We start from the raw sequence: 24898 nt of genomic DNA on the forward strand, positions 1-24898 counted from the left end.
ACAAACGATGAAGGAGCTGCGGCTTTCCTTCCTTCAAAAGCAAAAAGAGGCGGGCATTGACGTCATTCCCGTTGGAGATTTCACGTTCTACGATCGCGTGCTTGATACGGCCGTCATGTTCGGCATGGTTCCTGATCGATACAACTGGCAAGGCGGCCAGGTACCGCTTACAACCTACTTCTCGATGGCCAGAGGAAATAAAGAAGCGGTCGCCTGTGAAATGACGAAGTGGTTTGATACAAACTATCACTATATCGTGCCGGAATATGGGCAGCGGAAACTCACCTTGACGGAAAATAAGCCCCTATCCGCATATCGGGAAGCAAAGGAAGTTTTCGGAATTAACGGCAAGCCTGTCTTGATTGGCCCCTATACATTCTTAAAACTCTCTAAAGGTTATGAAGATCACGAGATTCCGGCATTTCTTCTTCAGTTGCTTCCGCTGTACGAGCAAATTGTAAAGGAACTTGCTGCAGAAGGCGTGCATTGGGTGCAAATTGAAGAACCAATTTTATCTACCAGCATTACTCGCGATGAAATGAAGACAGTGCAAGAAATTTATTCCCAGCTAAAGAAAGCCGTTCCGGAAGTAAAAATCATGCTGCAAACGTATTTCGATGCCGTTGAGTGGTACGAGGAGACAATCGCCCTTCCTGTAGATGGCATCGGTCTCGATTTTGTGCATGGCGGAGAGGCAAACTTGAAGAACTTGCGGACGTTTGGCTTTCCGGCAGATAAATTTTTAGGAGCCGGCCTCGTTGACGGACGTAATATTTGGCGGGCAGATCTTGGAGCGAAATTGGATATAGCAGATGAGCTGTTGCAATTCGTATCAGCTGATAAACTTTGCATCCAGCCTTCCTGCAACTTGCAGCATGTGCCCGTCTCACTAAAGTCCGAAACACAGCTAGAAGAGGCACTTCAGGGAGCACTCGCCTTTGCTGACGAGAAACTGTCCGAAATCCAGATAATCACTAAAGGCATCAATGAATCACGTGCCTCTGTACGGGACGAAATCGAAGAAAGTGCCGCCGCATGTAAACGTCTCGCTGATTTATCCGAGCGGAACCGGGCGGATGTGGAATCGGAAATAGGAGCACTTGGCGATGGAGACAGCAGCCGTAATCTTCCTTACGCAGAGCGCCGGATTGCCCAACAAGCCGCTTTCTCACTGCCCCTTCTGCCAACGACAACGATCGGCAGCTTTCCGCAGACGCCCGAAGTGCGCAAGACGCGGACCAAGTGGAGAAAAGGCGAGCTGACAGATGTGCAATATGAGGAATTTATTAATGAAAACATACGGGAGTGGGTTGGGATCCAGGAAGAGATCGGCCTGGATGTTTTCGTTCACGGCGAGTTCGAACGGACGGATATGGTCGAGTACTTCGGAGAGAAATTGGACGGATTTGTATTTACCGAAAAGGCATGGGTCGTCTCGTATGGGTCGCGTTGCGTGAAACCGCCGATCATCTATGGCGATGTCGCATTCGTTGAACCGATGACCGTGAAGGAATCCGTCTATGCACAATCGCTTACGGACAAGCCGATGAAAGGCATGTTGACAGGACCAGTGACGATTCTCAACTGGTCATTTGTCAGAGATGACGTGAGCTGGGAAACTGTCGCCAATCAGCTGGCTCTTGCAATTCGTAAAGAAGTGGAAGCGCTCGAAGCGGCCGGCATCACGATGATTCAAGTGGACGAGCCCGCATTGCGCGAAGGCCTGCCGCTAAAGCGGAATGAATGGAACAATTACTTGGATTGGGCTGTTAAAGCATTCCGTATCGCGACTGCGTCAGTCAAGGAAACGACGCAGATCCATACCCATATGTGCTATTGTGATTTCAATCAATTCATTGACTCCATCAGCGCATTGGATGCGGATGTCATTTCAATTGAAACATCACGCAGTCACGGTGAACTCGTTCACGCCTTCAATGATTATCATTACGACAAAGGAATCGGGCTCGGCGTCTATGACATCCACAGTCCACGCGTCCCATCCGTAGACGAGATGGCCGCCATCATTGAAAAAGGACTTGAGGTTCTGTCCCCTGAACAGTTCTGGGTCAACCCGGATTGCGGGTTAAAAACGAGAAAGCACGCCGAAACCGTCGCTTCGCTGACGAATATGACGGCAGCCGCAAAGCGTGTGAGAGAACAACTCTCTGTAGCCCAAAATTGATGAACTAAAAGACTTTCCCGCCTGGTTTGGGACATAGCCAGGCGGGATCTTTTGTCGTTGTCTCAAAGCTCTTTGTAATCAATCAACGGGTAAAACTGGGTTATCACCGCTTTATTTGTGTCTATCACCGGCTGAAACAGTTCTATCACCGGGTAAACCAGCTCTATCACCGCCTAAAATGAGTCTATCACCGGGTAAACTACTTCTATCACCGGCTAAAGTGAATTGATCACAATTTGACTACAATTCATACTTCTAGAAACGACTTTTAGGTACGCCCGCAGGAGATTCACTCGACCAGTCTCCTATCACCGGTTAATCCAGTCCTATCACCTGCTAAAATGAATTAATCACCGCTTGCCCCCACTCAGAACAGCCCTGCTACCACTTAGAAGCATATTATTACCTCTCTTCACAGTCCAATCACCACACAGCTGCCCATTATCCCCACTTCGCAGGATTGGAGTGTCTCCCTGTTCCGATCCATCAACCGATCATTCGGCCGTTTGTCCATATGCGACAGTAGACAACTCCACTTCCACTTGTTCCCCGCCGCGAATCATTCGTAGTAAAATATGTTCGCCGACTTCCGCCTCAGAGATGGCAATTTCCACCTCATCATAGGTTGCTGTTGCGGTGCCATTGACGTGGGTCACGACATCCCCGACTTTCACCAATCCTTCTGCCGGTGTATTCGGCCGAACTACAACGACTTTGGCTCCCGGCTGATCGCCTGGATTCGTCCGATGCAGCACACCGATCCAGCTTTTCCAGAAACGCCCCCGTAAGTCTGTGTCCTCCTCATAAACACTCTTTAGATTTCGCATGAACTGATACGTGCCAAAGGCCATATTGTCAGCTTCCATCATCTCAATATCTCCACACCAAGAGCCGATATATTCAATCCCAACTAGAGAGCCCCCTTCTTGTGGCGTGATCGTCCATATCGTCACATGACCGTCTGCATCCTCGAGCGTGATTTTTTCAAATTCCACAAGCTCCTTGATGGTGCCAACATAACTGACACCCCACCCATAATCAAGGCTCATCGTGCCACCCACGCAAACATCGAGCTCGCATTCTCGCGTCTCCCAGCGATTCCGCTCTTTGGGAACGGTCAATGCTTTCCACACCTTGTCAGGCGATGCCTTGACAAAAATCTCCCGTTTCACCGATTCAATTGTCTTCTCCATCTTGCTCCCCCTCCACATACGCTTTTAATTTCAATAATTTGTCTTCCAACAGACTTCCGATTTCCAGCTGAAGCTTTTGGTATCCATCCGAAAGGGCTTCCTCGTTCAGCCGATACACCCGAAACCGTCCTTCCTTCCGCTCGCTCACTACATTTTCTTCTAGTAAGATCGCGATATGCTTCTTCACAGCGGGTTGGGAAATGGTAAATTGGTCAACTAGCTCCGACTGCGTATATTCATGGCGAGACAACAATGAGAGTATTTTCCTGCGCGTTGGGTCTGCGATTGCCCGATAAATATCCGTCATATCAAAGCCTCCAATATATAACCTTTTGGTTATATATAAAATATAGCAAGTTAACTGACAACTAGTCAAGTGAAATTCAAACTATTAGGAGGGTTGATTAAAAATCCCCTCAAGCGGCTCCCAAGGATAAATGGCCGCTTCAAATTTCTTTTCAATTACAGCAGGATCATTGTCTGCAAAATCCTGTGCTTCAGCCATATTATCTACTTCCAGTATAATTAAACCGCCTGTATGATCCATAAACGGACCGCCCGCAATCAAAATCCCTCTCGCCAATGCTTCTCTTACATATTCCCGATGAGGAACAAGCCCTTGTTTCCAATGCGGCTGTCCCTGCTCCCATGCCGATCCTGTTGTAAAATGAATGACAAATTTCATTCCATACACCCCTTTGGTTATTTGGTAACCTCCATCAGCACTTCTTTCGCAAAATAATAGAAAGAAGAATATGGCATATGATGCAGCTGCTCGACTGTCGATCTGGCCAGTTCCACCGCTTTGTCTTTATTCCCCAGATGATCATGACAAAGTGCTTCATAGCTATTGGATAAAATACGAATTTCGAAATCGAGCGGGTTTAACTGGACCTGCTCGTTTATCGTAATTTGATTGTCCGTAAACAGCTGCAGCGCTTCTTCATACCGTTCTAGCTGAGTCAGTGCCCTTGCTTGGAAATTCTTCACAGCGAAGAGATATTCCTTCTTCACCTCATCCTGCATGTGGCTCGAAGCTTCCGTCTTGGCCACCAGCTGTTCCGCTATGGAAATCGCCTTTTCATAATGACTCTCAAAAAATTCTTCCAGAAAAATCAATGTCAATTCATGTTCAAACTGCAAACTGACATTCTTGACCGCCTGGACAAACAGACGGCAGTCTTCCACATACTCCCGAGCTGCTTCCATTTTCTGTTCATCATAGTAAAGCCACGCTTTCGCATTGAGCACATTGTAATAAAGATCAAGCACCAGATGTTTCCGGGTAAATTGAATTGCCTCATCCAACTGTTTATGTGCTTCCTTGTTCCGTCCTAAGGAGACAAAGGCCATTGCTTTCTGAGAAATCAACTGGACATAAAGTGACTTTGTTTCGACGCTGTCCATCACCGTTAGCCTCTCGAGCGCTCGGTCGATAATCTGGATCGCCTCTTGATAACGAGCCTGATCAAATTCAATATCCGATAAAAAGGCATAGCACCTGACTGCTCGCCACTCCATTTCCAGCTCCCCGTACAATTCAATCGCCTTCATTACATACGGTTCCCAGTTGTTAGGATTTAGCCGGTTATATTGTTCCACCGCAAGTACGTAGAGATAGTACAAGCCTCTCGCATACATCTCATTCATTCTTGCGGCTTCATAACCTGAAGAATAGTTTTCTACAACCGGCTTCATTAATTCAAGCGCCTTGGCCACGCCTTCCCACCCCGGTTGATAGTACAGCGCAAGCGCATCATGAAGCACCTGTCTCATTTTGCTCCGCGGTACTTCCTCCACTAGCTCTGAGATCTCGACGCCCAGCTGCCGGGCAATATGCTGCAACCGCTCAATGGAAGGCTGCGTTTTCCCATTTTCAATTAAACTGATCATGCCACGGGATACATGCTCATTCGCCACATCTGAGATGGTCATCTTTTTTTCGGTTCGGATTCTTTTAATATTTTCTCCGACATGCGTCAACACGCTCTCCCCCTCGTCTAATCTACTGTTATTACCAGTATATCATGTTTAGCAAATAAAATATTTTTGTTTAATATATTGAACAATCGTTCTTTATTGTGCTATGTTTAATATATTAAACAAAGAGAGGTTGAGAGATTTGATTAAACGAAACATGTCACTTATCGTGACCAATCAATTTTTAACGGCTTTGGCGGACAGCATATTCTCCATCTCCATCATGTGGTATATATATGAAATTACACAGTCCCCGCTTTCATCCGCACTTCTTGCGGCAGTTAATGCGCTGACCAGCATCGTAATCGCCCCTTTTATTGGAGTGCTCGTTGACCGGCGGGAACCGAAAACCTCCATGCAAATCGGATATATTGTTATGGTGTCAATTGGAGTGGCTCTCGCCTTGCTCTATCTATTTTGGTTAGATGGTATCGCCTTTTCCATCTATGTCATGCTGATTATCCATAATACTTGCATGTTTTTCATTGGACCCGCGAAAAACAAGCTCCTGCCCCGCATCGTTGGCGTACAACGGATTGTAAAAGTGAATGGATACATTTCCTCCACAAGTCAGACGGCTAGTTTAATCGGGCAAGGAATCAGTGGGTTCCTTATCACTTTGATCGGATTTGTCGGAGTCATGCTGTTTCATTCAGGTGTATATATTATCGCTAGTGTTCTTCTAATTTATGTGATTAACATTTCATTACCGAAAGTGGAGGTAGAGGAGAGCACGGAGACACCAAAAACGAAATCCATGCTTCTTGAGTTGAAAGAGGGCTGGTCCATACTGAAGGGAAATAAGCCAATATTAAAGCTGACGTTGCTTGCTTCCCTGATGAATGCGACAACGATAGCAGGCTCTTTAGTGGTAGTGCTCATATCTGACTATTACGGCGGAACAGCAATCGACTTTGGACTGTTTGGCGCTTTCGCAGCGATTGGGGGTATCTTGATTGGACTTGTCGCAACTAAAGTGACCTCGTTCGCAAAACCCGGATTAGTCATGTTCCTCATGGTGTCAATTGCCGGCTTCGCCTTTCTTGGCATGGGCATCACGACTGCCTTGTTCATGGGCATTCTCTTATATGTCATCATGAGTATGCTCATGACCGTCTTCGGCATTTTATATAACTCTTTGCTGATTGTCCTCGTCGAAGACAAATTTCGCGGTCGGGTCTATACGCTAAACGGAGCCATTTCCTCCTTCCTCATGCCAGCATTCGCCATTGCGGGCGGCATTGTTGCAGAAAAAGGTTTTCCGGTGAATCAATTATTTATTGGCGCGGGAGCTTGGGTTATCCTGTTGTCGCTATTTTTGTTGATTGATTCAGACATCCGTTCTATTAAAAAGGTCTCTGGGAATATCGCAGAGAGATAAAAGCGGTCCTGTCTTAATTGATTGCTTAGGTTCTCTCGCTCTTTCCATAAATCAAAACCACCAAACCAACAATAGAGCTGCAGCACATTCTAATAAGTTATATAGTGCCCACCAAGTTGCGGTGGGCATTACAGGTTTAGAAATCTCATGATAAAAGTTTATTTATTATCGATTGAATTGGAAACGCCTACACTTTAAGCAAGGTTTAACCTCTTCACTTGCCGGAAGGCATGCGAGATTAGCTACTTTGAAAGGACCGAATGTGCGGCATTCATTGAGAGCAATCTCATTGACTGGTTCAGCGGCGCATTCGGCAATACGCCCACATCCTCCGTTTTTACGACAGACCATCATAACACCTCCTTTTTCCGTATAGTATTCAGACACGAAAAGAGGGACAAGGCTATGCACTCTGATAATGAGATGTTATTCAGCAGCAACGCTAGGGTAAAAGACCAAGAACCGTTGGTAACGCGAGACACGTCGTTGGAATAAAAAAATGAATCCAAATTAACATGTGTGCGTCAGAGAGCCGGATGACGTACAAAAAAGGCCCACCAACAAAACGGTGGGCATTGTGTTGTTTTACATTTATACTTCTGCAATTGCCATTCCAGCACTAGCTGAACCTGTTACTGCAGTAATAAGTGATGTTCCACCTATTGAATAGACGAGTAGCAGGCGTTCTCCGGCTACTACTGGAAGATTCGCTCCAGTGCTGCCGCTCAAAACAGTGCCGATTGCGATTAGTCCAGGTACTTCCGGCGCAAGGCTTACTCTTACACCTGTTGGGCTGAATATATCGCTGCCTTCAGGTGCACGGTATACTTCAGCAATGATTGCGTCTTCTGCACCAAGAGTAACTGCAGCCAAAATTGTAAATGACGCATACAACGAAGTGATTGTGCCATCTCTCGGCACTACGAATGCCTCGTTATTCAGTGCAGCTACTGCATCCGATAAATCAATTGTGCCATTTGCCAGAAGAACACCAGGGAATGCTGTTCCGAAGCCTATTAAAAATGGAACTGCCAGAGTAGTACCTACCGCGGCTGCTAATGCTACCGGTGTAGCACCGGATGCATACGGTATAATAGTGCCCCTGCCCAAACCGGCTGGCGGTAAACATTCTTCATCCACCGCCCGGATCGGACCCAACAGCCGGCACCTATTCCGTCCATTGTCCATATTTCCACAGCATCCTACAAAACTATTACCTCCACACCCGCAACTTTCTCTTTGAAACCTGACCATAGTAACACCTCCTTTCTTCGCTATACTATTCATCCATAAGGTGAAGGTCGGGGCTATGAACTATCAGTTTTTTGTCTATTTCTTCAAAAAAATGGCCTTCCGACTTATTCGGAAGGCTAAATTCATTAAGTCTTTTTAAACTTTTTCCAAAATGGATATGTCACATTTGCATTACCATCGTAGACAGCTTCCGCTGTTTTGGCTTTTTCCTGAATAGGATTTACTTTTGCTTTCGACTGTTCCCCGACTGTTTCTGAACCCTCCTCTTGCATAGCAGAGGAGTTTTTCTTTAGTGGGGGCTCGGAGGCATTTTCCTTACGTTTTGTATCAATCAAGGCAGGAACTTGATATCTCGGGGCATTCTTTTCAGATGGCTTGTTCATATCTACCGTTGTTTGCTCGGCAATACTTCGTAAGCGACTAAAAGCAGGAATATTTTGTTGTCCACCATTAATATTCCTGCTGGATCCATTTCGTAGCTGTGCAGGTGACTGTGTGCGCTCATAAGCATTAGAATGTCTTACATCCGTTGTATTCTTCTCTTTATTTTGCTGGTGCTCAAATACTATCGCTTTTAGCTTTTCGATTTCCCTAAAAAATTGGCCCATTCCTTCTTCTAAAATATCTGTCAACTCTTTCAGTCTCTGTTCTCCTTCAGCCATACGTTGTTCTATAGAATCTACCCTGGCTCTCCATTGAAAATCCTCCGCTGCGTTTTCCGCCTTAATAGAAGATATAGCCTCTCTATATCTTTCTACTTTCGCTTTCAATCGTTCCATTTCTATTTCATAATCCGATTGTTCCATCACTTCACCTCATTTCACCTTAATCATTCATCTATATCCTATTGTGAAAGAGCGGTACAGGTGATTCAGGAAGCTTGCCCATCCGCAAAAAAACTGCTATCACTTTAAACCGGAGAGCTACCCTTTGCCCATGCAACCTTAGCAACACTACATATGATACGAATGCAAGGCCAATAAAAAATATGGAGGTGACAACGACTATGCAAAATAATTTTCAGAACCCAGAGCAGGAACTGATTTGCATTAACGTTGATAAAGTTTACGATTGGGTCCTTAAAGAGAATACATTTGATTTCTTTCCTACAGGTCCAATCACTTTTCCAGGAATCCCAACTACAGGGTTAGGGGGGGCAGTTGTTACATGTGAGGTAACTCCTGCAACGACAAATCCAGTTGTCATTGTACGCCGGGAAAATCGTCAATTTACGATTGACGGGGACATCGTCTGCTTGCAACAACTTACAATCCGTAAAAACTTCACATTAGTACTTGTTCTGACATTGCCAACTGGCACTGTTATTCGCAGTGCAGCAATCCCTGTCTCTCGATCCGAACAAGTAATCATGTGTGCACCTGAAGGCACTGACGTTACGGTGACTTTCACAGACCTTGACTGCTTCATCAGCTCCCAAGGAACGTTCGTACCTGGAGCTGCAGGCACTTTGGTGTTTACTGGACTTGTCGTTACAGTTTCAACATGCCAAAGCATTCAAGCAACATTCCCTGTAACTGTCGAATTCTTAGCTGACTTCTGTCAGCCACGAGCAGAGCTAGCGATTGGAGCATGTCCTCTACCAGCTATGCCGCCACAATGTCCGGTACTTTATCCAGACTGATGTCTATTTTCACAATAGTACTAAGTGTACAAGTAGGCACATACAATGAAGAGAGGGGAAATGCTCCCCTCTCTTTATTATTTGTAAGGAGGTAAATGGAATGAATTCTTATGATATTGAGGGGAAGTTAAAAGAATTACAACGCGAGACACAATTTTATTTAAATGAACTAAAAGAAGCTGTAGCAAAGCAAAGGACCAGAGTAGACTACTTTAGTTTCTTTACATATGCTTTACATGTTTCACATACTACCAAGGAGGAGAGCTTCTGCCTTGGCTCCTATCATATTCATAACAGTGGTGTCTCGCCGCTTGTCAATCCAATCGTTCAACTTACTCTTTCCGCAGATGCGCCCTTTACGCTGCACGGTAAATTTAGTAAACCCAATACGACTCTGCCAACAAGGCTCGCAAATGCTTGGGAACGCTTAGATGATGTTAGTGATCCTTCCATTTTTAGGTTAAAACCCATTGGGCAGACTATCATTCAACCAGGGGAAACAGTATCATTTTCTAATTTCCAATTAACTTGGCTTCCTTCAAGCTCTTATGCCGGAAGTGTCACCGGGATCAGTTTTACCGACCGGCAGCCAAACGGCATTCCAGCATTAAATTCCATTAATATTAATGGCACACTCAGAGTAAAGGAGGAAGAAGAATATGTCTGAATCCCTTAATAGTTCCGTTCAGGAAGCGTTCCAACAAATCATGTCTGAGCTAACTGGTGAATCTCATGCCAACGCAGTGAAATTGGAAGATTTATCCTCCAAAAGCTTTGTATTCTTAGATTCAAAAACAATAAATCTTATTTTACTTTACATTTTAATGAATAAGGAACTCCAGCTAACAAGACTGACAAACCGCACAATGCCTAGTGTCCTTCAAAAAAACATGGTAGAGGAAATTGATAAAATGATGAAAGAAAACAAACTACTTTTCGAGGAAATTTTAGGTGATTGGAATAATAAACAGAATTAAATGGTAAGGAGGTGGGCAGATGTCTCTACATGAGGTCAAAAGCAACGATCCAGTTCAATTAAAACAGACAATAATTTATTTACGAGCTGAATTGAATAAGTATAGGATGAAAGAAACGGATTCCGCCTCCACTTCCATACAAGAGTTACAAAAGCATAATAGCCAACTGCAAGAGGACTTTCAAAACCTTACGCATACAAAACTCAAACTTGAAAAAAGACTGGCCATTTATGAAAAGAGAATCAGAACCCTAGAAAGACGGCTCCGTATACTAGAGGAAGAACGCAGGCTACTCGTTAAGATCCCTTATGCAAGTGATGGTACAAATACGATTTGGGAACAATGGGAAGAAAGACTAGAAGACTTTCAAACAACTCTAATTAAATTAAACAGACAGATCATTTTGTTAACCCAAGGTATTACGTTATTATCTTCTCAGGAAAATCAAATCGTTGAACTGAAGTCTACATTGGAGTACAAACAAAAGTTAATTCAAACACAACAGGAATTAATTGCTGTTCTGGAGAAATATGTAGAACAGTTGACAAGCGAAACGAACGAAATTCCAATTGATTATATTCTACAGCAAATAGAGATATTAGCAGATGCCTATGAAAAAAGCCGTCAGCAAAACAGCCAAACATGACATAAAAATTTATAAAGAGGTATGATATGAAAAGAAAGGAACTTCACGGAGGTGCAAACATGAACATCATACCGATCGGCATATGGGGAGGCTATCCAAAAGCGAATGGCGCCACCTCTTCTTTTTTAATCGAACAGGATGGGTACAACCTGCTGTTCGACTGCGGTAGCGGCGTACTCGCCTCCCTGCAAAATTACATTCCACTGGAGAAGCTCGATGCTGTCGTCATCAGCCATTATCACGCAGATCATATCGCGGATATCGGCAGTCTCCAATACAGCCGGCTCATCAACTATTACACGGGAAATCCGATGCCTCCTTTGCCGATTTACGGACACACTCAAGACAAAGAGGGGTTTGCGAAGCTGTCGTATAAAGAGCAAACGGTTGGAATCGAGATTTCCGACAGGACAAGTTATACAGTCGGGCCTTTTACATTGTCCTTCTGCCCGACGGTTCACCCTGTTTATTGCTTGGCTATGAAGGTCACTGCAGCTGGTAAAACAGCCGTATTCACTGGGGATACCGAGTGGACGGAGCCCCTTGTCGAATTTTCAAAAGGCGCCGATTTATTGATTAGCGAGGCCAATTTATACGAGGAATACCTCGGCAAATCTCCAGGGCATATGGCAGGAAGCGAAGCGGGCACCCTGGCAAGACTTGCAGAAGCGAAACAGTTGATCCTGACTCACCTGCCGCAATACGGCGAGCTTGAAAACATTGCAGAGGCAGCGCGAGGTCAATATGACGGGGAAGTGGAGCTTGCTGTTGTTGGTAAAAAATATACATTAATATAAACGAAAAAGGCGAGGAGGCATAAGCTTCCATTCGCCTTATTTGTCATTTTGTGTACGTTTCATGAAACTCTCCACAACCGCCGCTGTTTTATCCCGAAGCAGCCGGAACGATTGGGACATCGCTATTTCGGAGTTGATTCCAGAATCCGTCAGGCCATGCACTTCAGTAAAAACAGCTTGCAGCATCTCACGAGAAGCCTCTTCGATAGCCCCTGAAATGAGAAGAACAGGAATCTGATGGCGTTCCGCCAGGCTCTCTACACCTGATGGCGCTTTCCCGGTTATGGTCTGCCCGTCCGAGCACCCTTCTCCGGTAATCAGTAAATCGGCCCCCGCTGCAATCCTTTCGAAATCCATCGCTTCCATAACCACTTCAATCCCGGGTTTCATGGTGCCATTAAAAAATGCCAGCAAGGCGCCGCCTGCTCCTCCAGCCGCTCCTGTTCCTTCCATGTTGTGAAGGGCAATCCCAGTCTCCGCTTCGATACAATCAGCCAGCCGTTTTAAGTTTTGATCTAGCAAGGCAACCTCTGCCTCGGATGCTCCTTTTTGAGGGCCAAACACAGCGGAAGCCCCAGCCGGCCCGATGAAAGGCGCACGTACATCACATGCAATCGTAAACGAACTTTCCATGATTCTCTGATCAAATTGGGATAAATCAATCCGATGCAGTTTACGCAAGGCACCGCCCCCCGCCGCAAGCTCCTCCCCTTTGGCATCTAAAAAGCGGCAACCGAGTGCCTGGAGAATACCCGTGCCGCCGTCATTTGTTGCACTTCCACCCAGGCCAATGACAAATTTCCGGCAGCCGGCATCCAGCGCGTGCCGGATCAATTGGCCGGTACCATAGGACGTCGCAATCAGTGGATCCCTTTCCTCTTCCTTTAATAATGTCAGGCCGGACGCTTCCGCTATCTCAATTACACACGTCGACCCGTCGCCCAATATGCCGTATCGGGCGGCCACTTCCCGCAGGAGCGGATCTTTCACTTGGACAGAAACCGTGTGACCTCCTGTCGCGTCGACAAGACAATCCATCGTGCCTTCGCCGCCATCTGCGAGTGGCAACGAGATTACTTTCGCTGAAGGAACAGCTTCGAGTATACCTTCCCCCATGGCAAGGGCAGCCTCGCGGGCTTTCAAACTTCCTTTAAAGGAATCGGGTGCTACAATGATTTTCAACATGTCACCCTCCATTCCTCAATCGTCCCACGTAACTGACATGATTGCTCCGGAAATCGCATGAATTTGGTACGTCACTTCGTCGAGATCATCGTCTGTATCGAGTTCGATGTTGACTAGGTAATATCCGCCTTCATCTGTTTTCACGAAATCCACGTCATCCACTTCATAAGGAGCGGATGTCTTTAATTGGGCAATCGCAATTTGCCGAGCCTGTTTTTCGGTAACTAACACGGATTTTTTCTGTTGCTGTTTCGCAGGCTTGGAAGATTGTGAAGCCGGCTTCTTGTCTGGTGTCGTTTTGGCAGGGGGTTGCCCAGCTCCGCCTGATGTCGCAGGCTTTGTCGGTTTCGTTCCCACTGACGACGGAGACTCTGTTTTGCCATCCGACTGACTTGCAGTTCCGGAAGATGGCTCCTCTACATCCTCCTTGCCCGTATTTTCCTCCTGTGGTTTACCTTTTTCCTCATCCTTGGCGGGAGGTGCTTTCGCCACTTCCTTCGTTTGGATCAAGGCAAGTACCTGGCCGGTTTCCGCATCGACAGTCGCCTCATATTCTGACCCGCCCCGCGCCAGTGTGATTTCATACTCATCATCGTTCTCGGAAACATTTACGATATCGGCATTGTACATCTCTTTCAACTGTTCCCGGACTTCCTCTTCGGACAAGGTTTGCGCTTTCGTGACGACTTGTCTTGAATAAAATTCACTGACGGCCAAAATAAGTATTGTTAAGAGGATCGGAATAAACCAAGGTTTACGAATCCATTTCTTCATGCTTCATCCTCTCCCTTTCTTGCCGGAAACACAATACGGAAAGTAGTTCCAAGGCCTTCAATGCTCTCCACCTGCAAGTGAACCCCGAGTGAATCGGCAATTTCCTTTGCAATGGCTAAGCCCAGTCCTGTACCGCCTGTTTTCCGGTTTCGATCCGTTTCCACCCGATAAAAACGATTGAATAAATTAGGCAAATGCTCTTTCGGAATGCCTCTTCCGTAATCCGTTACGTAGATCTCCGCACCTTCTGCACCATTTCGCACACCCGTCTTAATTTCACGATCACTATATTTCCGAGCATTATCCAGCAAAATGAACAAAAGCTGCCGCAAATGCTTCTCATCCGTTTCGACGATGACGTCCCCGTCCGTCTCTATTTGAATATCACGCCGGAACGTTTGCCGCAGCGGCGGAACAACCGCATGAAGAACATTCGGCAAATGGAGAGGCATGATTTCATAAGTGCGCTCTTGATGGCTTTTCGCAAGTTCGAGCATTTGTGCAATCATTTCTTTCATTCGCACAGACTCGGTTAAAATAGCATTTGTTGCTTCCTCAGCCACGGCCCGATTATCGTACCCTTGGCGTTTCAAAAGCCGAGCATAGCTTTCGATAACCGTTAGCGGCGTCTTTAATTCATGAGACGCATCCGATACGAACTGTTCCTGATGCATATAGTTCTCTTCGAGACGCTCCATCATGTCATTGTAGGACCGCTCCATTTCAGCCAGCTCATCTTTGCCTTTGGCGAAGGTGTTGATTTTCTCATACGTCCCTTCCCTCCGGCTTTCAGACATAGCTGCAAGCAGCTTCTCTATCGGCTGTGTCAAAAGACGGCCGAGTGTCATACTGGATAAGATGATCGGAATCATGGCCAAAATGGTGACGCCGAATAGGACGTATTTCAGTATTTTTAAATTGGCCGCCACATCCGTCAAGAGCTGGGTCATTTCGAGAGTCACAACCTCGCCCGATGGCCAGATGATCGGAACGGATATTGTTAATGCCTCTACTCCTTCATATTCTCCAATGGCATATTTTTCGTCCGGTTTAGGAGAGGGATGAAATTTTGCCAAGCTCTCTACTGATTCTGTTGAAACTGTCGATTCTCCTGATGCGTCAATGATCCGGATCGCACCATTTGCGGGCACGTATGCACGAAGCACGATGCGTACTTCCTCTTCTTGGTCAATTTCACTTAGTGCCGCCATCAATTCCTTGGACCGGCTTAACAATTGCTTGTATTCCGTTGTATTAGACATCTTCCCAAAGAGAAAATAAATCCCTGTGTTCGCCAATATGAGAATGACGAGCATGAGCAATGTAGAAGATAAATGGATTTTTGTTTTCAGCTTCATGATCCAGAGGAAGCTCCCTTCAATACGTAGCCGACTCCTCTGACCGTTTGGATCATGGACGTGTCATCGCCATTATCGATTTTCTTCCTGACATAGCGGATGTATACATCGACAACATTCGTATCGCCGTAATAATCGTATCCCCACACCGCATCGAGCAGCTGCTCGCGTGTCAGAACTTGATTTGGATGCTTCAATAAATGCAACAGCAAATCATATTCGCGCGGGGTCAGATCAATCAGTTTGCCATCCCGTTTTACCTCGCGGGTTTGATCGTGAATGGAGAGGCCTCCATAGGAAAAGAGATGTTCCTCTTTTTCAGGTACCGTTCGTTTCGACATACGGAGAGCCGAGCGAATGCGAGCCAGCAGTTCATCAATCTCAAACGGCTTTGTCACGTAATCGTTCGCACCCAGATCCAGGCCCGCCACTTTATCCGACACATCACTTTTCGCCGTCAATAAAATAACAGGTGTATCCATCTCTGTCGCCCGGATGCGCCGGAGTACATCCAGCCCATTCAAGCCCGGCAGCATCAAATCGAGCAGCACCAAATCCCAATTATTCTCCCGGTAGGTTATTAGCCCATCCGTTCCGGTATAGGCAATCCCCACCTCATACCCTTCAAACTCCAGCTCTAATTGAAGGACCCGTGCGATACTTTCCTCGTCCTCTATGACCAAAATCTTCTCACTCATGTTCGATCACCTATCTGTTTTCCTTTTATTCTATCGAAATCAGCCTCTATCGTCTATTTGTCGCCCTACTTAAAAAATACATGCCCGGCGGCTAAGGGGCCTGGCATGTACTTGTGTGTTTTTATGTTTTTATGCTTAATTCATTTATTCGTCTTTTTCAAATGAAACAAGGGTACCTGTCGCCGCATCGATTTCCAATTCGTATTCGACATCGCCATCTTCCATTTCAATTTCCCAAACACCGTCATCCAGTTCAATTTCCGTTACTACACCACTTGCATGGCGCTTTGCAATCGCAATCGCTTCCTCTTTCGACAAACCTGACTTTTTCACAGATTGTTTAGGGGACTGTTGTGTAGCTGTAGCTACCTTCGTTTCCACCTTTTGAGTTGTCGCTTGTGCTGCCGGCTCACCCACTTTTAATGTGTGATTAGAGGAAACCGGCTTTGTTGCAGCTTGCTGTGACTTTTTCGCACTTACTTTTTTATACTGCTCTTTTTCAAATGAAATTAATTCGCCTGTAACTGCATCCAAGGTAAGCTCATACTTGAATCGATCATCCTTCATCTCGATCTCATACACACGGTTGCCGTCTTCGCGGTCCAGTTCGATCTTTTTCACATTTCCAACCGCATGTTTCTTCGCGAATGCGAGGGCTTCCTCTTTCTTCAAGAGCTGACCGGATTGGTTATTGTTCTTTCCGGATTTGAGCTCCTTCTCGAATTTAACGATTTCACCTGTGATCGCATGCACTTTTACGTCATATTCATAGTTGTCATCGCGAAGTTCAATGTCATAATAGTACTGTTTGTTATCTTCGTCCAACTCGATATCCACGACCTTGCCAGATGCCAGCTTCTTGGCAGCCGCAATCGCCTGATCCTCCGATAACAACTGGCCCGAAACTGCTGCCGGAACATTGGATTCTTGCTTACGAACCGCAACCGCGCCAGTCAACGCATCAATGTCCAGCTCATACTCAATTCCTTTCGACTCCACTTCGACCTCATAGACAGGTCCCGATTTCTTTTTCTCCAGCTCGATCTCGGTCACATGCCCGCCTACCTGCTGTACCGCCAACTCTTTCGCTTGCTGCAGCGTCAACATCTGTTTAGCTGTCGCACTCGAACTTGAAACAGAATCATCAGCCAGGGCTACGCTACCGACGGCAACGACTCCCGCCAATGCAGGAATCAACATCCACTTCTTCAAAATGATCTCCTCCTTTATTCTGCACTCTTAGCATACCCCGTCAATATGAGAGGATAGGGAGAGGATTATTAGAAATTGATGAGAATGATAGATTTCATAAAAGAGAATGGCAAATTGCCGATTTACGGGTGAAATGGACAGAGAACGACATCCAGAAACCTGACGTGCAGAAAGAATACTCGCTTATGAATACTCGTATTATGAAACGGAAGGAGATATGATTTAAATCATCTACCAACGGATGTAACTGTTCAAAAACTAGGGAAACAGAACAAGCCCCCCTGACAAGAATATAGGCGATGATAAAGGAGAATATCATGTACACAATAGGACAAGTAGCGAAATTTTTAGGTGTATCGAGAGACACTTTAAAATATTACGAGGAAAAGGAATTAGTAAAGCCTAAGCAAAATATGGAGAATGGCTATAGAAGTTATAATCGTTTTGATATATACGATATAGCCACAGTTAATTTCTATAGAGAAATGGATATAGAAATAAAGAAAATCCAGGAGTTGCGAAAAAGTAAAAGTGTAGAAGGGATAAAATCATTACTTGAAGAGAAAGAACAAGAGGTAATAGAAGAAATAGAATATAAAAAGCTAGTGTTAAAAAAGCTGCAAATCATTAAGGAGGACTGCGAAAAAATCGATCAATTCTCAGGTACATATACGATAAGGGAAATGAAACCTTTAGTGATAAAAGGTGAAATAGAACATATCGATTCTTATGATGAATATGAAACGCTTAAAGAGAATATGGACAGCTTGAAAAGTGCAGTGACTCTCACCTCCTTGCGAAGAGTCATAAGGTTTAATGACGAAGGCATCTTTGATGAAAAGGTTGTCATTGTAAAAAGAGCAGAAGATGCACCGAACGAAATGGAAGGTGAAATTCTGTCGCATCCAAAATGCATGTATACCATTATCGAAGATGGCAGATGGTCAACTGGTGGAAAGAATATAGACCAGAACGTGGAAGCGAATGTAAGAAAAGCGGCATTAGAAAATGGATACGAGCTTTCAGGACTGGTTTATATAAATCAATTACTGACCACCTACGAAGATGGGCTAGAACGAGTTTTCTTAGAAATGTATGTCCCAATTAAATAAGTATAGTGTTGTATTGACCTGGGAGTAACCCCCGGGTTTACGCTAAAGATATTCGAAAATAGATGCACCATTCTATTTACGAAATACTTATAAAGCGAGGATTACACATGAATGAAAAGAAACTAAGAAAACCAGTAGTACAATTTATTCTGTTAACCAATCTCATTTTCCTTCCTCTTTTTTGTCTTGTAGGGGCCGTAAAGTTGTTAGGATATCCGACATGGATCTTTGATGTCGTGCTCGGTATATCAGCTTGGTCCTCAACATTCGCTTTTGCAGCGTTATTCAAAAAAATCTATCCCGGGCAGAGTTTTATACAATTTATAAAGAATAAATTTAAGAATAGACTAAAGCTTTCTGCGCTACTTACGGCTAGTATGATTCAAATCTTCATATTTTTGATGATTCTTATTTTCATATCCACTAGAAGTGAAGCAGACTCCCTTTTCACTAAAACCTCATGGGGTGTATTGGTCTATTACTTCTTTAAAACGCTTCTGTCCGGTCCATTAGGAGAAGAACTAGGATGGAGAGGTTTCGCACTACTAGAGCTCCAAAAGAAATATCCGCCGTTACTAGCCTCCATCATTATTGGATTTTGGTGGGGATTATGGCATCTCCCTATCTGGTTTACTACTGGTTATATGGGGATGGATTTCCTCAAATATAGCTTCTTCTTTATGATTGCTATCATTTCCACTACGATTCTTATGACAGCATTTTATAACTTAAATCGTAATTTAACGATTCCTATCACCATCCACTTTTTCTTCAACTTTTTTATTGGCCTCATTAAGGGGAACTTAATTGATTTAATTATGTACAACGCATTTTTATATGGAATCGCTGCCTTTTTAATCATCGTCATCAATCCAAAGAAAGTTCTATATGGCAATAAAAACATAATTCCTATGAACGGAAACAATTCCATTGCGTAACCTTGTCCACTCGCAGATGCCTTCATTTGCGAGTGGTTCTTAAAAGCAACCTCCCTCTACTCCGCAAAGATTTTTTATCCAATTTCAGGTTCGCGCTCTCGAAGACAAATTCGTTCTCTCAGTCCCCTTTTATGCTAAGAGAGTAAATACATAACATAACATACCCTCCTTCTGTCCCAAGGCATCTGGAGTAAGTTCATTCTTTCGACTAATAATAGCGACTCACAACACAAAGAGATGGAATCGTCCATTCCAGTGCATGGAACTCAGAGCAGAAAAATACTGTATACTGTATCTATCTAGAATAAAAATCTTTTTTAGGAGATTAACGATGAAAGTAGATTGTTTAATTGTTGATGATGAGATTGCATTAGCTGAAACAACTAGTGAATACTTTAATATGTTTGAAGTGAAAACAGCATTTGTCACAAGTGCCGAGGAATGCGAACGTTTTTTGGAGAAGAATGAACCCTCTATAATTCTTCTCGACATTAATCTTGGTCAGGAATCCGGGTTTGATTTGTGCAAGAAATTGCGCCAAACGATGCAAATACCGATATTATTTGTCAGTGCACGATCTAGCAATGATGATGTTTTAATCGCGCTTAATATTGGTGGTGATGATTACATTCAAAAACCCTATACGCTAAGCATCTTACTGGCTAAAGTTAAAGCAGTTCTAAAAAGATATGGGAACGTGTCTAGCAATCAACAAGATGTTTTAGAGTTTGGACAGATTCAAATAGATACCAAACTCCAACGTGTGCGAGTAAATGGCAACGAAATTCAATTAAAAACGATGGAATATAAACTTCTTTCGTATTTAGTGAAAAACAAAAATCGTATTATTACTAAAAACGAATTATTTACAAAGGTATGGGGAGATTCATTTGTAGGCGATGGAACCCTAAATGTGCATATACGACATTTACGAGAGAAGATCGAAAGCAATCCTACTAAACCGCAGTTTATAAAAACAATATGGGGAACGGGCTATGTATTAGAGGATCCTACACAATGAAAATTAAGTTATTAGGTGTCATGATTTTAATTATTTTTTGTATCGGGATCTCCGTTTCCATAATTATCATCAACAATAAAACGATACCCAAAGTAAATCTTGTCGATATCAATGATGTCTCCAAGCTTGCTGAAAAAAATTGGGGTCAAATTCGTGATATTACATTTCTGCATCGTGACATAGAACAACCCTTCTCTATTATAGATAAGGGAGAAAATATTATTTATCAAACGCCGAGTAATTATTTCAACGGTGTAAATGAAGCCATAAAAAATAAAGATACAATTGTCGATCTAAAGCAAAACAACGAGATTGTCGGGAAATTGATAATTCACAATAACGAACAGGAAGTCATTCAACAACTGAAGAGTGAACTAATTACTTTTATCGTTTTGATGTTTGTTCTGCTTTTGACAATCAGCCTTGTATATGTTGCCTATATTTACAAAGTGTTATTAAAACCATTCCAACATTTACAGGTTTTCGCTGCGAATGTAGCGAATGGCCATCTAGACTTCCCCTTACATATGGACAAGAATAACTACTTCGGTGCGTTTACGGAGAGCTTTGATATAATGCGCGAGGAACTGGCAACGGCTCGCCACAAAGAGTATGAAGCCAACCGCAGTAAGAAAGAGCTTGTTGCCACATTAAGCCATGATATTAAGACGCCTGTCGCTTCCATCAAGGCGATCAGTGAACTGATGCTCGTCCAGGCAAACGATGAAAAAATATTGAAGCATGTGAATACGATCTATTCAAAAGCGGATCAAATTAATTTACTCGTAACAGATATGTTTCACTCTACATTGGAAGAGCTCCAACAACTAAATTTAACAATAACCGAACAATCAAGTGAAGTACTCGTTACTATGATTGAGGATGTTAATTACCATCATAAAATCCAATATGACCCTATTCCACAATGCATCATTTTAACGGATGCAATACGTATGCAACAGGTAATTGACAATATTATTAGCAACTCCTATAAATATGCAGGCACAAGCATTTCAATTCAATCTCAAATTAACGAAGGATATCTTGAGCTTCATATACATGATTTTGGCCCCGGGATGCGAGAAGAAGAATTACCACTCCTGTACAATAAATATTATCGAGGAACCAATGTCGCAGGTAAAAATGGCTCTGGGCTAGGTCTCTATATATCGAAATACTTCATAGAAAACACATTAGGGCAAATTGACTGCTACAATCGGAAGGATGGATTCACAGTCATTTTGAAAATAAAACTTGCTTAAATATTTAAGGGTTAGTTAAGAAATGCACAAAGATTGGCTAAGGACTTCTTTTGTATGATAAGACTGTAATCTTCATTACGGTCTTTTTATTTGGGCTAAAAAAGGAGAGGGTCAATAAATGATGACAAAGACAATTATTAAAACGGAAAAGTTGTGTAAAACCTTTTCAAGCGGCGGCGTCCAACAGCATGTACTAAAAAACTTGGATCTCAATTTAATGGAAGGAGATTTTACCATCATCATGGGAAGTTCGGGATCTGGGAAATCGACTCTGCTATACGCAATTAGCGGTATGGATAAACCGACATTAGGTGAAATAGAATTTGCCGGAAAGAACATCTCCAAATTAAACAACGATCAACTGGCCATTTTCAGAAGGAAACATTGCGGGTTTGTTTTTCAACAAATCTATTTACTAGATAATATGAGCGTACTCGATAATGTACTGGCAAGCGGCCTTTTAGTAAACAAAGATAAGCGTGGCATTGTTAAAAGAGCGAAGGAGCTATTAACACAAGTAGGGATTGATGAGAAATCATGGTCTAAATTCCCGACTCAGCTTTCAGGAGGAGAAGCACAGCGAGTAGGAATTGTGAGAGCCATCATTAATAGTCCTGAAATATTATTTGCTGATGAACCAACAGGTGCATTAAACTCCACTTCCAGTGATCGTGTTTTAGATGTGTTCATGAATGTGAACCGGAATGGGCAATCCATTGTATTAGTAACACATGATGTGAAAACAGCATTGCGCGGAAACCGAATTATTTATTTGCGAGATGGGGTCATTTGCGGTGACTTGAATCTTGGCCCATACAGTGAGGATAAGAATATAGAGCGTCATGAAAAGCTTAAACATTTCTTAGCAGAAATGGGGTGGTAAGATGAAGATTATGAATCTAGCCATCGCAAATATTAAAAAAAGCAAATCCGCTACGACTTCTTTATTCCTATTTATTTTGGTCGCGGCCCTACTTTTGAATGTCGGTCTTATGGTTAGCACCCAAATTAGTGACTTTTTTGACCATAAAAATGAACAACTAAAAGAACCTCAAGTCGCTTTTGTCATGAATCAAGCGATGTACCAATCGGCATACGGCGATTATTTAGATAACTATCCAGGGATACAAGAGATGGAAATAGAAAATATACTCAATATGGACGCTGCCAAATTTATGTTTGGCGGTGGGGAATTAACGATTAGTGCGGTTCTATTTAATGCGGATGATAAACGGAACATTGGATCGCTGCAGTTGATTGAAAAACTGAATACATCGAGTCCAAGCGATATTTATGTCCCTTATAGTTTTAAAACAAATGGAGGATATAAATTAGGTGATCCCTTTAGCATCACCTATCAAGCGAAAGAATATGAGTATCAAATCGCTGGATTCTTTGAAACGGTCATGATGGGGTCAAGCAATTTAGGTGTCATGAAATTCATGTTGCCAAATGAACCGTATCGACAACTCGCAAATGAACTGAATGATCGCTCCGATGCTCTAATGTTTTCTGCCGTAATGGAAGATAAAACACAGGCTTCAGTGTTAAATCAGGATTTCATTCAAGAAATCGAGCAATCAATACAGGATGAAATAGATTCCTATTATTGGGGTCTCGACATTGGGCTAGTCAAGTCAGTAAACGGCATGACTGTTAATATCATCGCTACAATTTTAATTGCTTTTGCAGCAATAATTGTACTTATTTCACTAATTGTCATACGCTTCCGCGTATCAATTAGCATTGAAGACGGGATGACCAATATAGGTGTACTGAAAGCAATTGGCTATACAAGTAAACAAATTCTCTCTTCCATGATTCTTCAGTTCGTGCTCATTACATTTTGCGCCAGTATAGCCGGGATTGCATTGTCCTACTTATTGATGCCATTTTTCGGACGTGTAATTTCCACATTATCTGGGTTGATATGGATTCAAAGCTTTGATCTACCCCTAAATGTCATCAGTGTTTTCTTTGTTGTTTTGAGTGTTGTCATCGTTACATTATTATCTGCCTTTCGTGTCCGCAAAATTTTGCCTGTTGCAGCCCTGCGAGGGGGGATTCAAACCCATAGTTTTAGAAGAAATCACTTCCCTTTAGAGAAGATAAAAGGCGGCCTACACTTCTTGCTCGCCATTAAATTGATGCTGGCAAATGCTAAACAAAATGTAATGATCCTCTTAATCATGACTGCATTAACCTTTGCCACTGTCTTTTCGGCAGTTCTGTATTACAATATCGCTTCTGACAAAACCGCATTTATTAATTTGTTCGGGGCTGAGCCAGCAAATGTGTTGGTTACGGTAAAGCCAGATGCGAACACAGATGAGCTTTTGAGTAACATAGAACAGATGGACCATGTAAGGAAAGTAACTATCTTCGACTTAATTACAACGAAAATTGATAATCAGACAGTCTATACAAATGTTACGAAGCAATATAGCGATTTAGAGAACAACGTGGTTTACGAAGGAAGACAGCCCATTCATGAAAATGAAATATCCATCTCTTGGGTCGTGTCCAATCAAATTAACAAAGGAATAGGCGATACCGTTGAATTGAGAGTTGGGAATGAGGCGAAAAATTATTTGGTAACGGGCCTCAGCCAATCAATCGGAAATTTAGGCCAGGTGGCTGCCATAACAATGGACGGAATCCAGCAGTTGCATTCAGACTATCAAGGTACGAGTCTTTATGTTTATCTAAACGGAATATCGAACAAGGACTTCATGAAAACGGTCGAAGCCCAGTACGGAGATCAACTCGTTGAAACATTAGATATCGATGAAAACGTCGAGAGTCAAACGGGCATGTATACGGACGCCATGTTTGCTGTCATGCTAATGGTTTTAGTGATAACTGTACTAGTCGTTACAATGATTCTGTATATGGTTATCAAAACGATGATTATCAAACGTAAGAAAGAGCTTGGTATCATGAAATCTATCGGCTATTCAACAATCCAATTGATGAATCAAATTGCTGTCAGCCTGCTGCCTATTATCTTTACTGGTGCTGTTCTAGGCGGTTTGCTAGGCTTTTACTTCACCAATCCAATGCTCTCTGTATTACTGTCCAGTGCTGGGGTGAAGCGTTTGGATTTCATCATATATTTACCCATTATATTCATGATTTGTGCAGGTATTTTTATACTAGCTTATCTTGTCTCCATGCTAGTAGCTCGAAGAATCAAGAAAATTTCTGCGTATGAATTGATTACAGAGTAGAGTATAAACTGGCTAATCCACAAAAAAACCTTCGCACATGAAAAGTGCGAAGG

General features: G+C 43.3%; 24 protein-coding genes. 13 read left to right on the plus strand and 11 right to left on the minus strand.

Features of this window, described 5'->3' with window-relative positions:
• The coding region (metE, locus tag NCCP2222_RS10710) for a 5-methyltetrahydropteroyltriglutamate--homocysteine S-methyltransferase (protein WP_248512232.1) at positions 1–2185 on the plus strand (2185 nt) is incomplete at its 5' end.
• A 494-nt stretch (positions 2186–2679) separates the two neighbouring features.
• Here the strand turns inward: metE and NCCP2222_RS10715 are convergent.
• From NCCP2222_RS10715 to NCCP2222_RS10730, 4 genes are all read right to left on the minus strand, one after another.
• The gene (locus NCCP2222_RS10715) at positions 2680–3378 is read right to left on the minus strand and encodes an SRPBCC domain-containing protein (RefSeq protein WP_248512234.1); all 699 of its coding nucleotides are present in this window, start codon (positions 3376–3378) and stop codon (positions 2680–2682) included.
• Positions 3362–3685: an ArsR/SmtB family transcription factor gene (locus NCCP2222_RS10720; RefSeq protein ID WP_248512237.1), complete on the minus strand. Its 324-nt coding sequence runs from the start codon at positions 3683–3685 to the stop codon at positions 3362–3364. Before NCCP2222_RS10720 ends, NCCP2222_RS10715 begins: the two co-directional genes overlap by 17 nt.
• Before the next feature lie 84 nt (positions 3686–3769).
• A complete protein-coding gene (locus NCCP2222_RS10725; protein ID WP_248512240.1) occupies positions 3770–4063 on the minus strand; it encodes a YciI family protein in 294 nt (97 codons plus the stop codon).
• Positions 4064–4080: 17 nt separating this feature from the next.
• A complete protein-coding gene (locus NCCP2222_RS10730; protein ID WP_248512242.1) occupies positions 4081–5361 on the minus strand; it encodes a helix-turn-helix transcriptional regulator in 1281 nt (426 codons plus the stop codon).
• Between the two features lie 139 nt (positions 5362–5500).
• Between NCCP2222_RS10730 and NCCP2222_RS10735 the strand changes: the two genes are divergently transcribed.
• Positions 5501–6739, plus strand: a complete 1239-nt coding sequence (locus NCCP2222_RS10735) for an MFS transporter (RefSeq protein WP_248512244.1) — start codon at positions 5501–5503, stop codon at positions 6737–6739.
• A 591-nt stretch (positions 6740–7330) separates the two neighbouring features.
• Here NCCP2222_RS10735 and NCCP2222_RS10740 read toward each other — a convergent pair.
• Positions 7331–7927, minus strand: coding sequence for an exosporium glycoprotein BclB-related protein (locus tag NCCP2222_RS10740; protein WP_248512246.1), 597 nt, complete (start codon positions 7925–7927; stop codon positions 7331–7333).
• Positions 7928–8118: 191 nt separating this feature from the next.
• Entirely contained in the window at positions 8119–8799 is a 681-nt protein-coding gene (locus tag NCCP2222_RS10745; RefSeq protein WP_248512248.1) for a hypothetical protein, read from the minus strand.
• A gap of 200 nt (positions 8800–8999) precedes the next feature.
• Between NCCP2222_RS10745 and NCCP2222_RS10750 the strand changes: the two genes are divergently transcribed.
• The 5 genes from NCCP2222_RS10750 to NCCP2222_RS10770 all read left to right on the plus strand — a co-directional run bounded on the left by NCCP2222_RS10750 (position 9000) and on the right by NCCP2222_RS10770 (position 12055).
• Positions 9000–9635 (plus strand): BMQ_0737 family morphogenetic spore coat protein, encoded by a 636-nt coding sequence (locus NCCP2222_RS10750; protein ID WP_248512250.1) that lies wholly within the window; start codon positions 9000–9002, stop codon positions 9633–9635.
• A 100-nt stretch (positions 9636–9735) separates the two neighbouring features.
• On the plus strand, positions 9736–10302 hold the full coding sequence (locus NCCP2222_RS10755) for a hypothetical protein (protein ID WP_248512252.1): 567 nt from the start codon (positions 9736–9738) through the stop codon (positions 10300–10302).
• Entirely contained in the window at positions 10295–10612 is a 318-nt protein-coding gene (locus tag NCCP2222_RS10760) for a hypothetical protein (protein WP_248512254.1), read from the plus strand. Before NCCP2222_RS10755 ends, NCCP2222_RS10760 begins: the two co-directional genes overlap by 8 nt.
• Before the next feature lie 19 nt (positions 10613–10631).
• Entirely contained in the window at positions 10632–11258 is a 627-nt protein-coding gene (locus NCCP2222_RS10765; protein ID WP_248512256.1) for a hypothetical protein, read from the plus strand.
• Between the two features lie 59 nt (positions 11259–11317).
• Positions 11318–12055, plus strand: a complete 738-nt coding sequence (locus tag NCCP2222_RS10770; RefSeq protein WP_248512258.1) for an MBL fold metallo-hydrolase — start codon at positions 11318–11320, stop codon at positions 12053–12055.
• A gap of 36 nt (positions 12056–12091) precedes the next feature.
• Here the strand turns inward: NCCP2222_RS10770 and NCCP2222_RS10775 are convergent, their stop codons facing one another.
• The 5 genes from NCCP2222_RS10775 to NCCP2222_RS10795 all read right to left on the minus strand — a co-directional run bounded on the left by NCCP2222_RS10775 (position 12092) and on the right by NCCP2222_RS10795 (position 17282).
• The gene (locus NCCP2222_RS10775) at positions 12092–13237 is read right to left on the minus strand and encodes a glycerate kinase (protein WP_248512548.1); all 1146 of its coding nucleotides are present in this window, start codon (positions 13235–13237) and stop codon (positions 12092–12094) included.
• 18 nt (positions 13238–13255) lie between these two features.
• Entirely contained in the window at positions 13256–14014 is a 759-nt protein-coding gene (locus NCCP2222_RS10780) for a PepSY domain-containing protein (RefSeq protein WP_248512261.1), read from the minus strand.
• Entirely contained in the window at positions 14011–15372 is a 1362-nt protein-coding gene (locus tag NCCP2222_RS10785) for a sensor histidine kinase (protein WP_248512263.1), read from the minus strand. The genes NCCP2222_RS10780 and NCCP2222_RS10785 overlap by 4 nt, the downstream gene beginning before the upstream one ends.
• Positions 15369–16070: a response regulator transcription factor gene (locus tag NCCP2222_RS10790; RefSeq protein ID WP_238079669.1), complete on the minus strand. Its 702-nt coding sequence runs from the start codon at positions 16068–16070 to the stop codon at positions 15369–15371. The genes NCCP2222_RS10785 and NCCP2222_RS10790 overlap by 4 nt, the downstream gene beginning before the upstream one ends.
• Before the next feature lie 144 nt (positions 16071–16214).
• Positions 16215–17282 (minus strand): PepSY domain-containing protein, encoded by a 1068-nt coding sequence (locus NCCP2222_RS10795; protein WP_248512265.1) that lies wholly within the window; start codon positions 17280–17282, stop codon positions 16215–16217.
• Between the two features lie 317 nt (positions 17283–17599).
• On the opposite strand from NCCP2222_RS10795, the gene NCCP2222_RS10800 reads away from it, so the two are divergent.
• The 6 genes from NCCP2222_RS10800 to NCCP2222_RS10825 all read left to right on the plus strand — a co-directional run bounded on the left by NCCP2222_RS10800 (position 17600) and on the right by NCCP2222_RS10825 (position 24845).
• On the plus strand, positions 17600–18394 hold the full coding sequence (locus NCCP2222_RS10800; protein ID WP_248512268.1) for a MerR family transcriptional regulator: 795 nt from the start codon (positions 17600–17602) through the stop codon (positions 18392–18394).
• Positions 18395–18501: 107 nt separating this feature from the next.
• On the plus strand, positions 18502–19332 hold the full coding sequence (locus NCCP2222_RS10805) for a CPBP family intramembrane glutamic endopeptidase (protein ID WP_248512269.1): 831 nt from the start codon (positions 18502–18504) through the stop codon (positions 19330–19332).
• Positions 19333–19663: 331 nt separating this feature from the next.
• The gene (locus NCCP2222_RS10810; RefSeq protein ID WP_248512270.1) at positions 19664–20353 is read left to right on the plus strand and encodes a response regulator transcription factor; all 690 of its coding nucleotides are present in this window, start codon (positions 19664–19666) and stop codon (positions 20351–20353) included.
• On the plus strand, positions 20350–21615 hold the full coding sequence (locus tag NCCP2222_RS10815; protein WP_248512271.1) for a HAMP domain-containing sensor histidine kinase: 1266 nt from the start codon (positions 20350–20352) through the stop codon (positions 21613–21615). Before NCCP2222_RS10810 ends, NCCP2222_RS10815 begins: the two co-directional genes overlap by 4 nt.
• Before the next feature lie 118 nt (positions 21616–21733).
• The gene (locus NCCP2222_RS10820) at positions 21734–22498 is read left to right on the plus strand and encodes an ABC transporter ATP-binding protein (RefSeq protein WP_248512272.1); all 765 of its coding nucleotides are present in this window, start codon (positions 21734–21736) and stop codon (positions 22496–22498) included.
• Between the two features lies 1 nt (position 22499).
• A complete protein-coding gene (locus NCCP2222_RS10825; RefSeq protein ID WP_248512273.1) occupies positions 22500–24845 on the plus strand; it encodes an ABC transporter permease in 2346 nt (781 codons plus the stop codon).
• The last annotated feature ends 53 nt before the right edge of the window (positions 24846–24898 follow it).

The sequence above is a fragment of the Sporosarcina sp. NCCP-2222 genome (assembly GCF_023168145.1).
Classification (GTDB): Bacteria; Bacillota; Bacilli; order Bacillales_A; family Planococcaceae; genus Sporosarcina.

Coding starts and splice junctions, on each gene's coding strand:
- NCCP2222_RS10715 (WP_248512234.1), bottom strand. CDS start 3,378: ATGGAGAAGACAATTGAATCGGTGAAACGGGAGATTTTTGTCAAGGCA.
- NCCP2222_RS10720 (WP_248512237.1), bottom strand. CDS start 3,685: ATGACGGATATTTATCGGGCAATCGCAGACCCAACGCGCAGGAAAATA.
- NCCP2222_RS10725 (WP_248512240.1), bottom strand. CDS start 4,063: ATGAAATTTGTCATTCATTTTACAACAGGATCGGCATGGGAGCAGGGA.
- NCCP2222_RS10740 (WP_248512246.1), bottom strand. CDS start 7,927: ATGGACAATGGACGGAATAGGTGCCGGCTGTTGGGTCCGATCCGGGCG.
- NCCP2222_RS10745 (WP_248512248.1), bottom strand. CDS start 8,799: ATGGAACAATCGGATTATGAAATAGAAATGGAACGATTGAAAGCGAAA.
- NCCP2222_RS10750 (WP_248512250.1), top strand. CDS start 9,000: ATGCAAAATAATTTTCAGAACCCAGAGCAGGAACTGATTTGCATTAAC.
- NCCP2222_RS10755 (WP_248512252.1), top strand. CDS start 9,736: ATGAATTCTTATGATATTGAGGGGAAGTTAAAAGAATTACAACGCGAG.
- NCCP2222_RS10760 (WP_248512254.1), top strand. CDS start 10,295: ATGTCTGAATCCCTTAATAGTTCCGTTCAGGAAGCGTTCCAACAAATC.
- NCCP2222_RS10765 (WP_248512256.1), top strand. CDS start 10,632: ATGTCTCTACATGAGGTCAAAAGCAACGATCCAGTTCAATTAAAACAG.
- NCCP2222_RS10770 (WP_248512258.1), top strand. CDS start 11,318: ATGAACATCATACCGATCGGCATATGGGGAGGCTATCCAAAAGCGAAT.
- NCCP2222_RS10780 (WP_248512261.1), bottom strand. CDS start 14,014: ATGAAGAAATGGATTCGTAAACCTTGGTTTATTCCGATCCTCTTAACA.
- NCCP2222_RS10785 (WP_248512263.1), bottom strand. CDS start 15,372: ATGAAGCTGAAAACAAAAATCCATTTATCTTCTACATTGCTCATGCTC.
- NCCP2222_RS10790 (WP_238079669.1), bottom strand. CDS start 16,070: ATGAGTGAGAAGATTTTGGTCATAGAGGACGAGGAAAGTATCGCACGG.
- NCCP2222_RS10800 (WP_248512268.1), top strand. CDS start 17,600: ATGTACACAATAGGACAAGTAGCGAAATTTTTAGGTGTATCGAGAGAC.
- NCCP2222_RS10805 (WP_248512269.1), top strand. CDS start 18,502: ATGAATGAAAAGAAACTAAGAAAACCAGTAGTACAATTTATTCTGTTA.
- NCCP2222_RS10810 (WP_248512270.1), top strand. CDS start 19,664: ATGAAAGTAGATTGTTTAATTGTTGATGATGAGATTGCATTAGCTGAA.
- NCCP2222_RS10815 (WP_248512271.1), top strand. CDS start 20,350: ATGAAAATTAAGTTATTAGGTGTCATGATTTTAATTATTTTTTGTATC.
- NCCP2222_RS10820 (WP_248512272.1), top strand. CDS start 21,734: ATGATGACAAAGACAATTATTAAAACGGAAAAGTTGTGTAAAACCTTT.
- NCCP2222_RS10825 (WP_248512273.1), top strand. CDS start 22,500: ATGAAGATTATGAATCTAGCCATCGCAAATATTAAAAAAAGCAAATCC.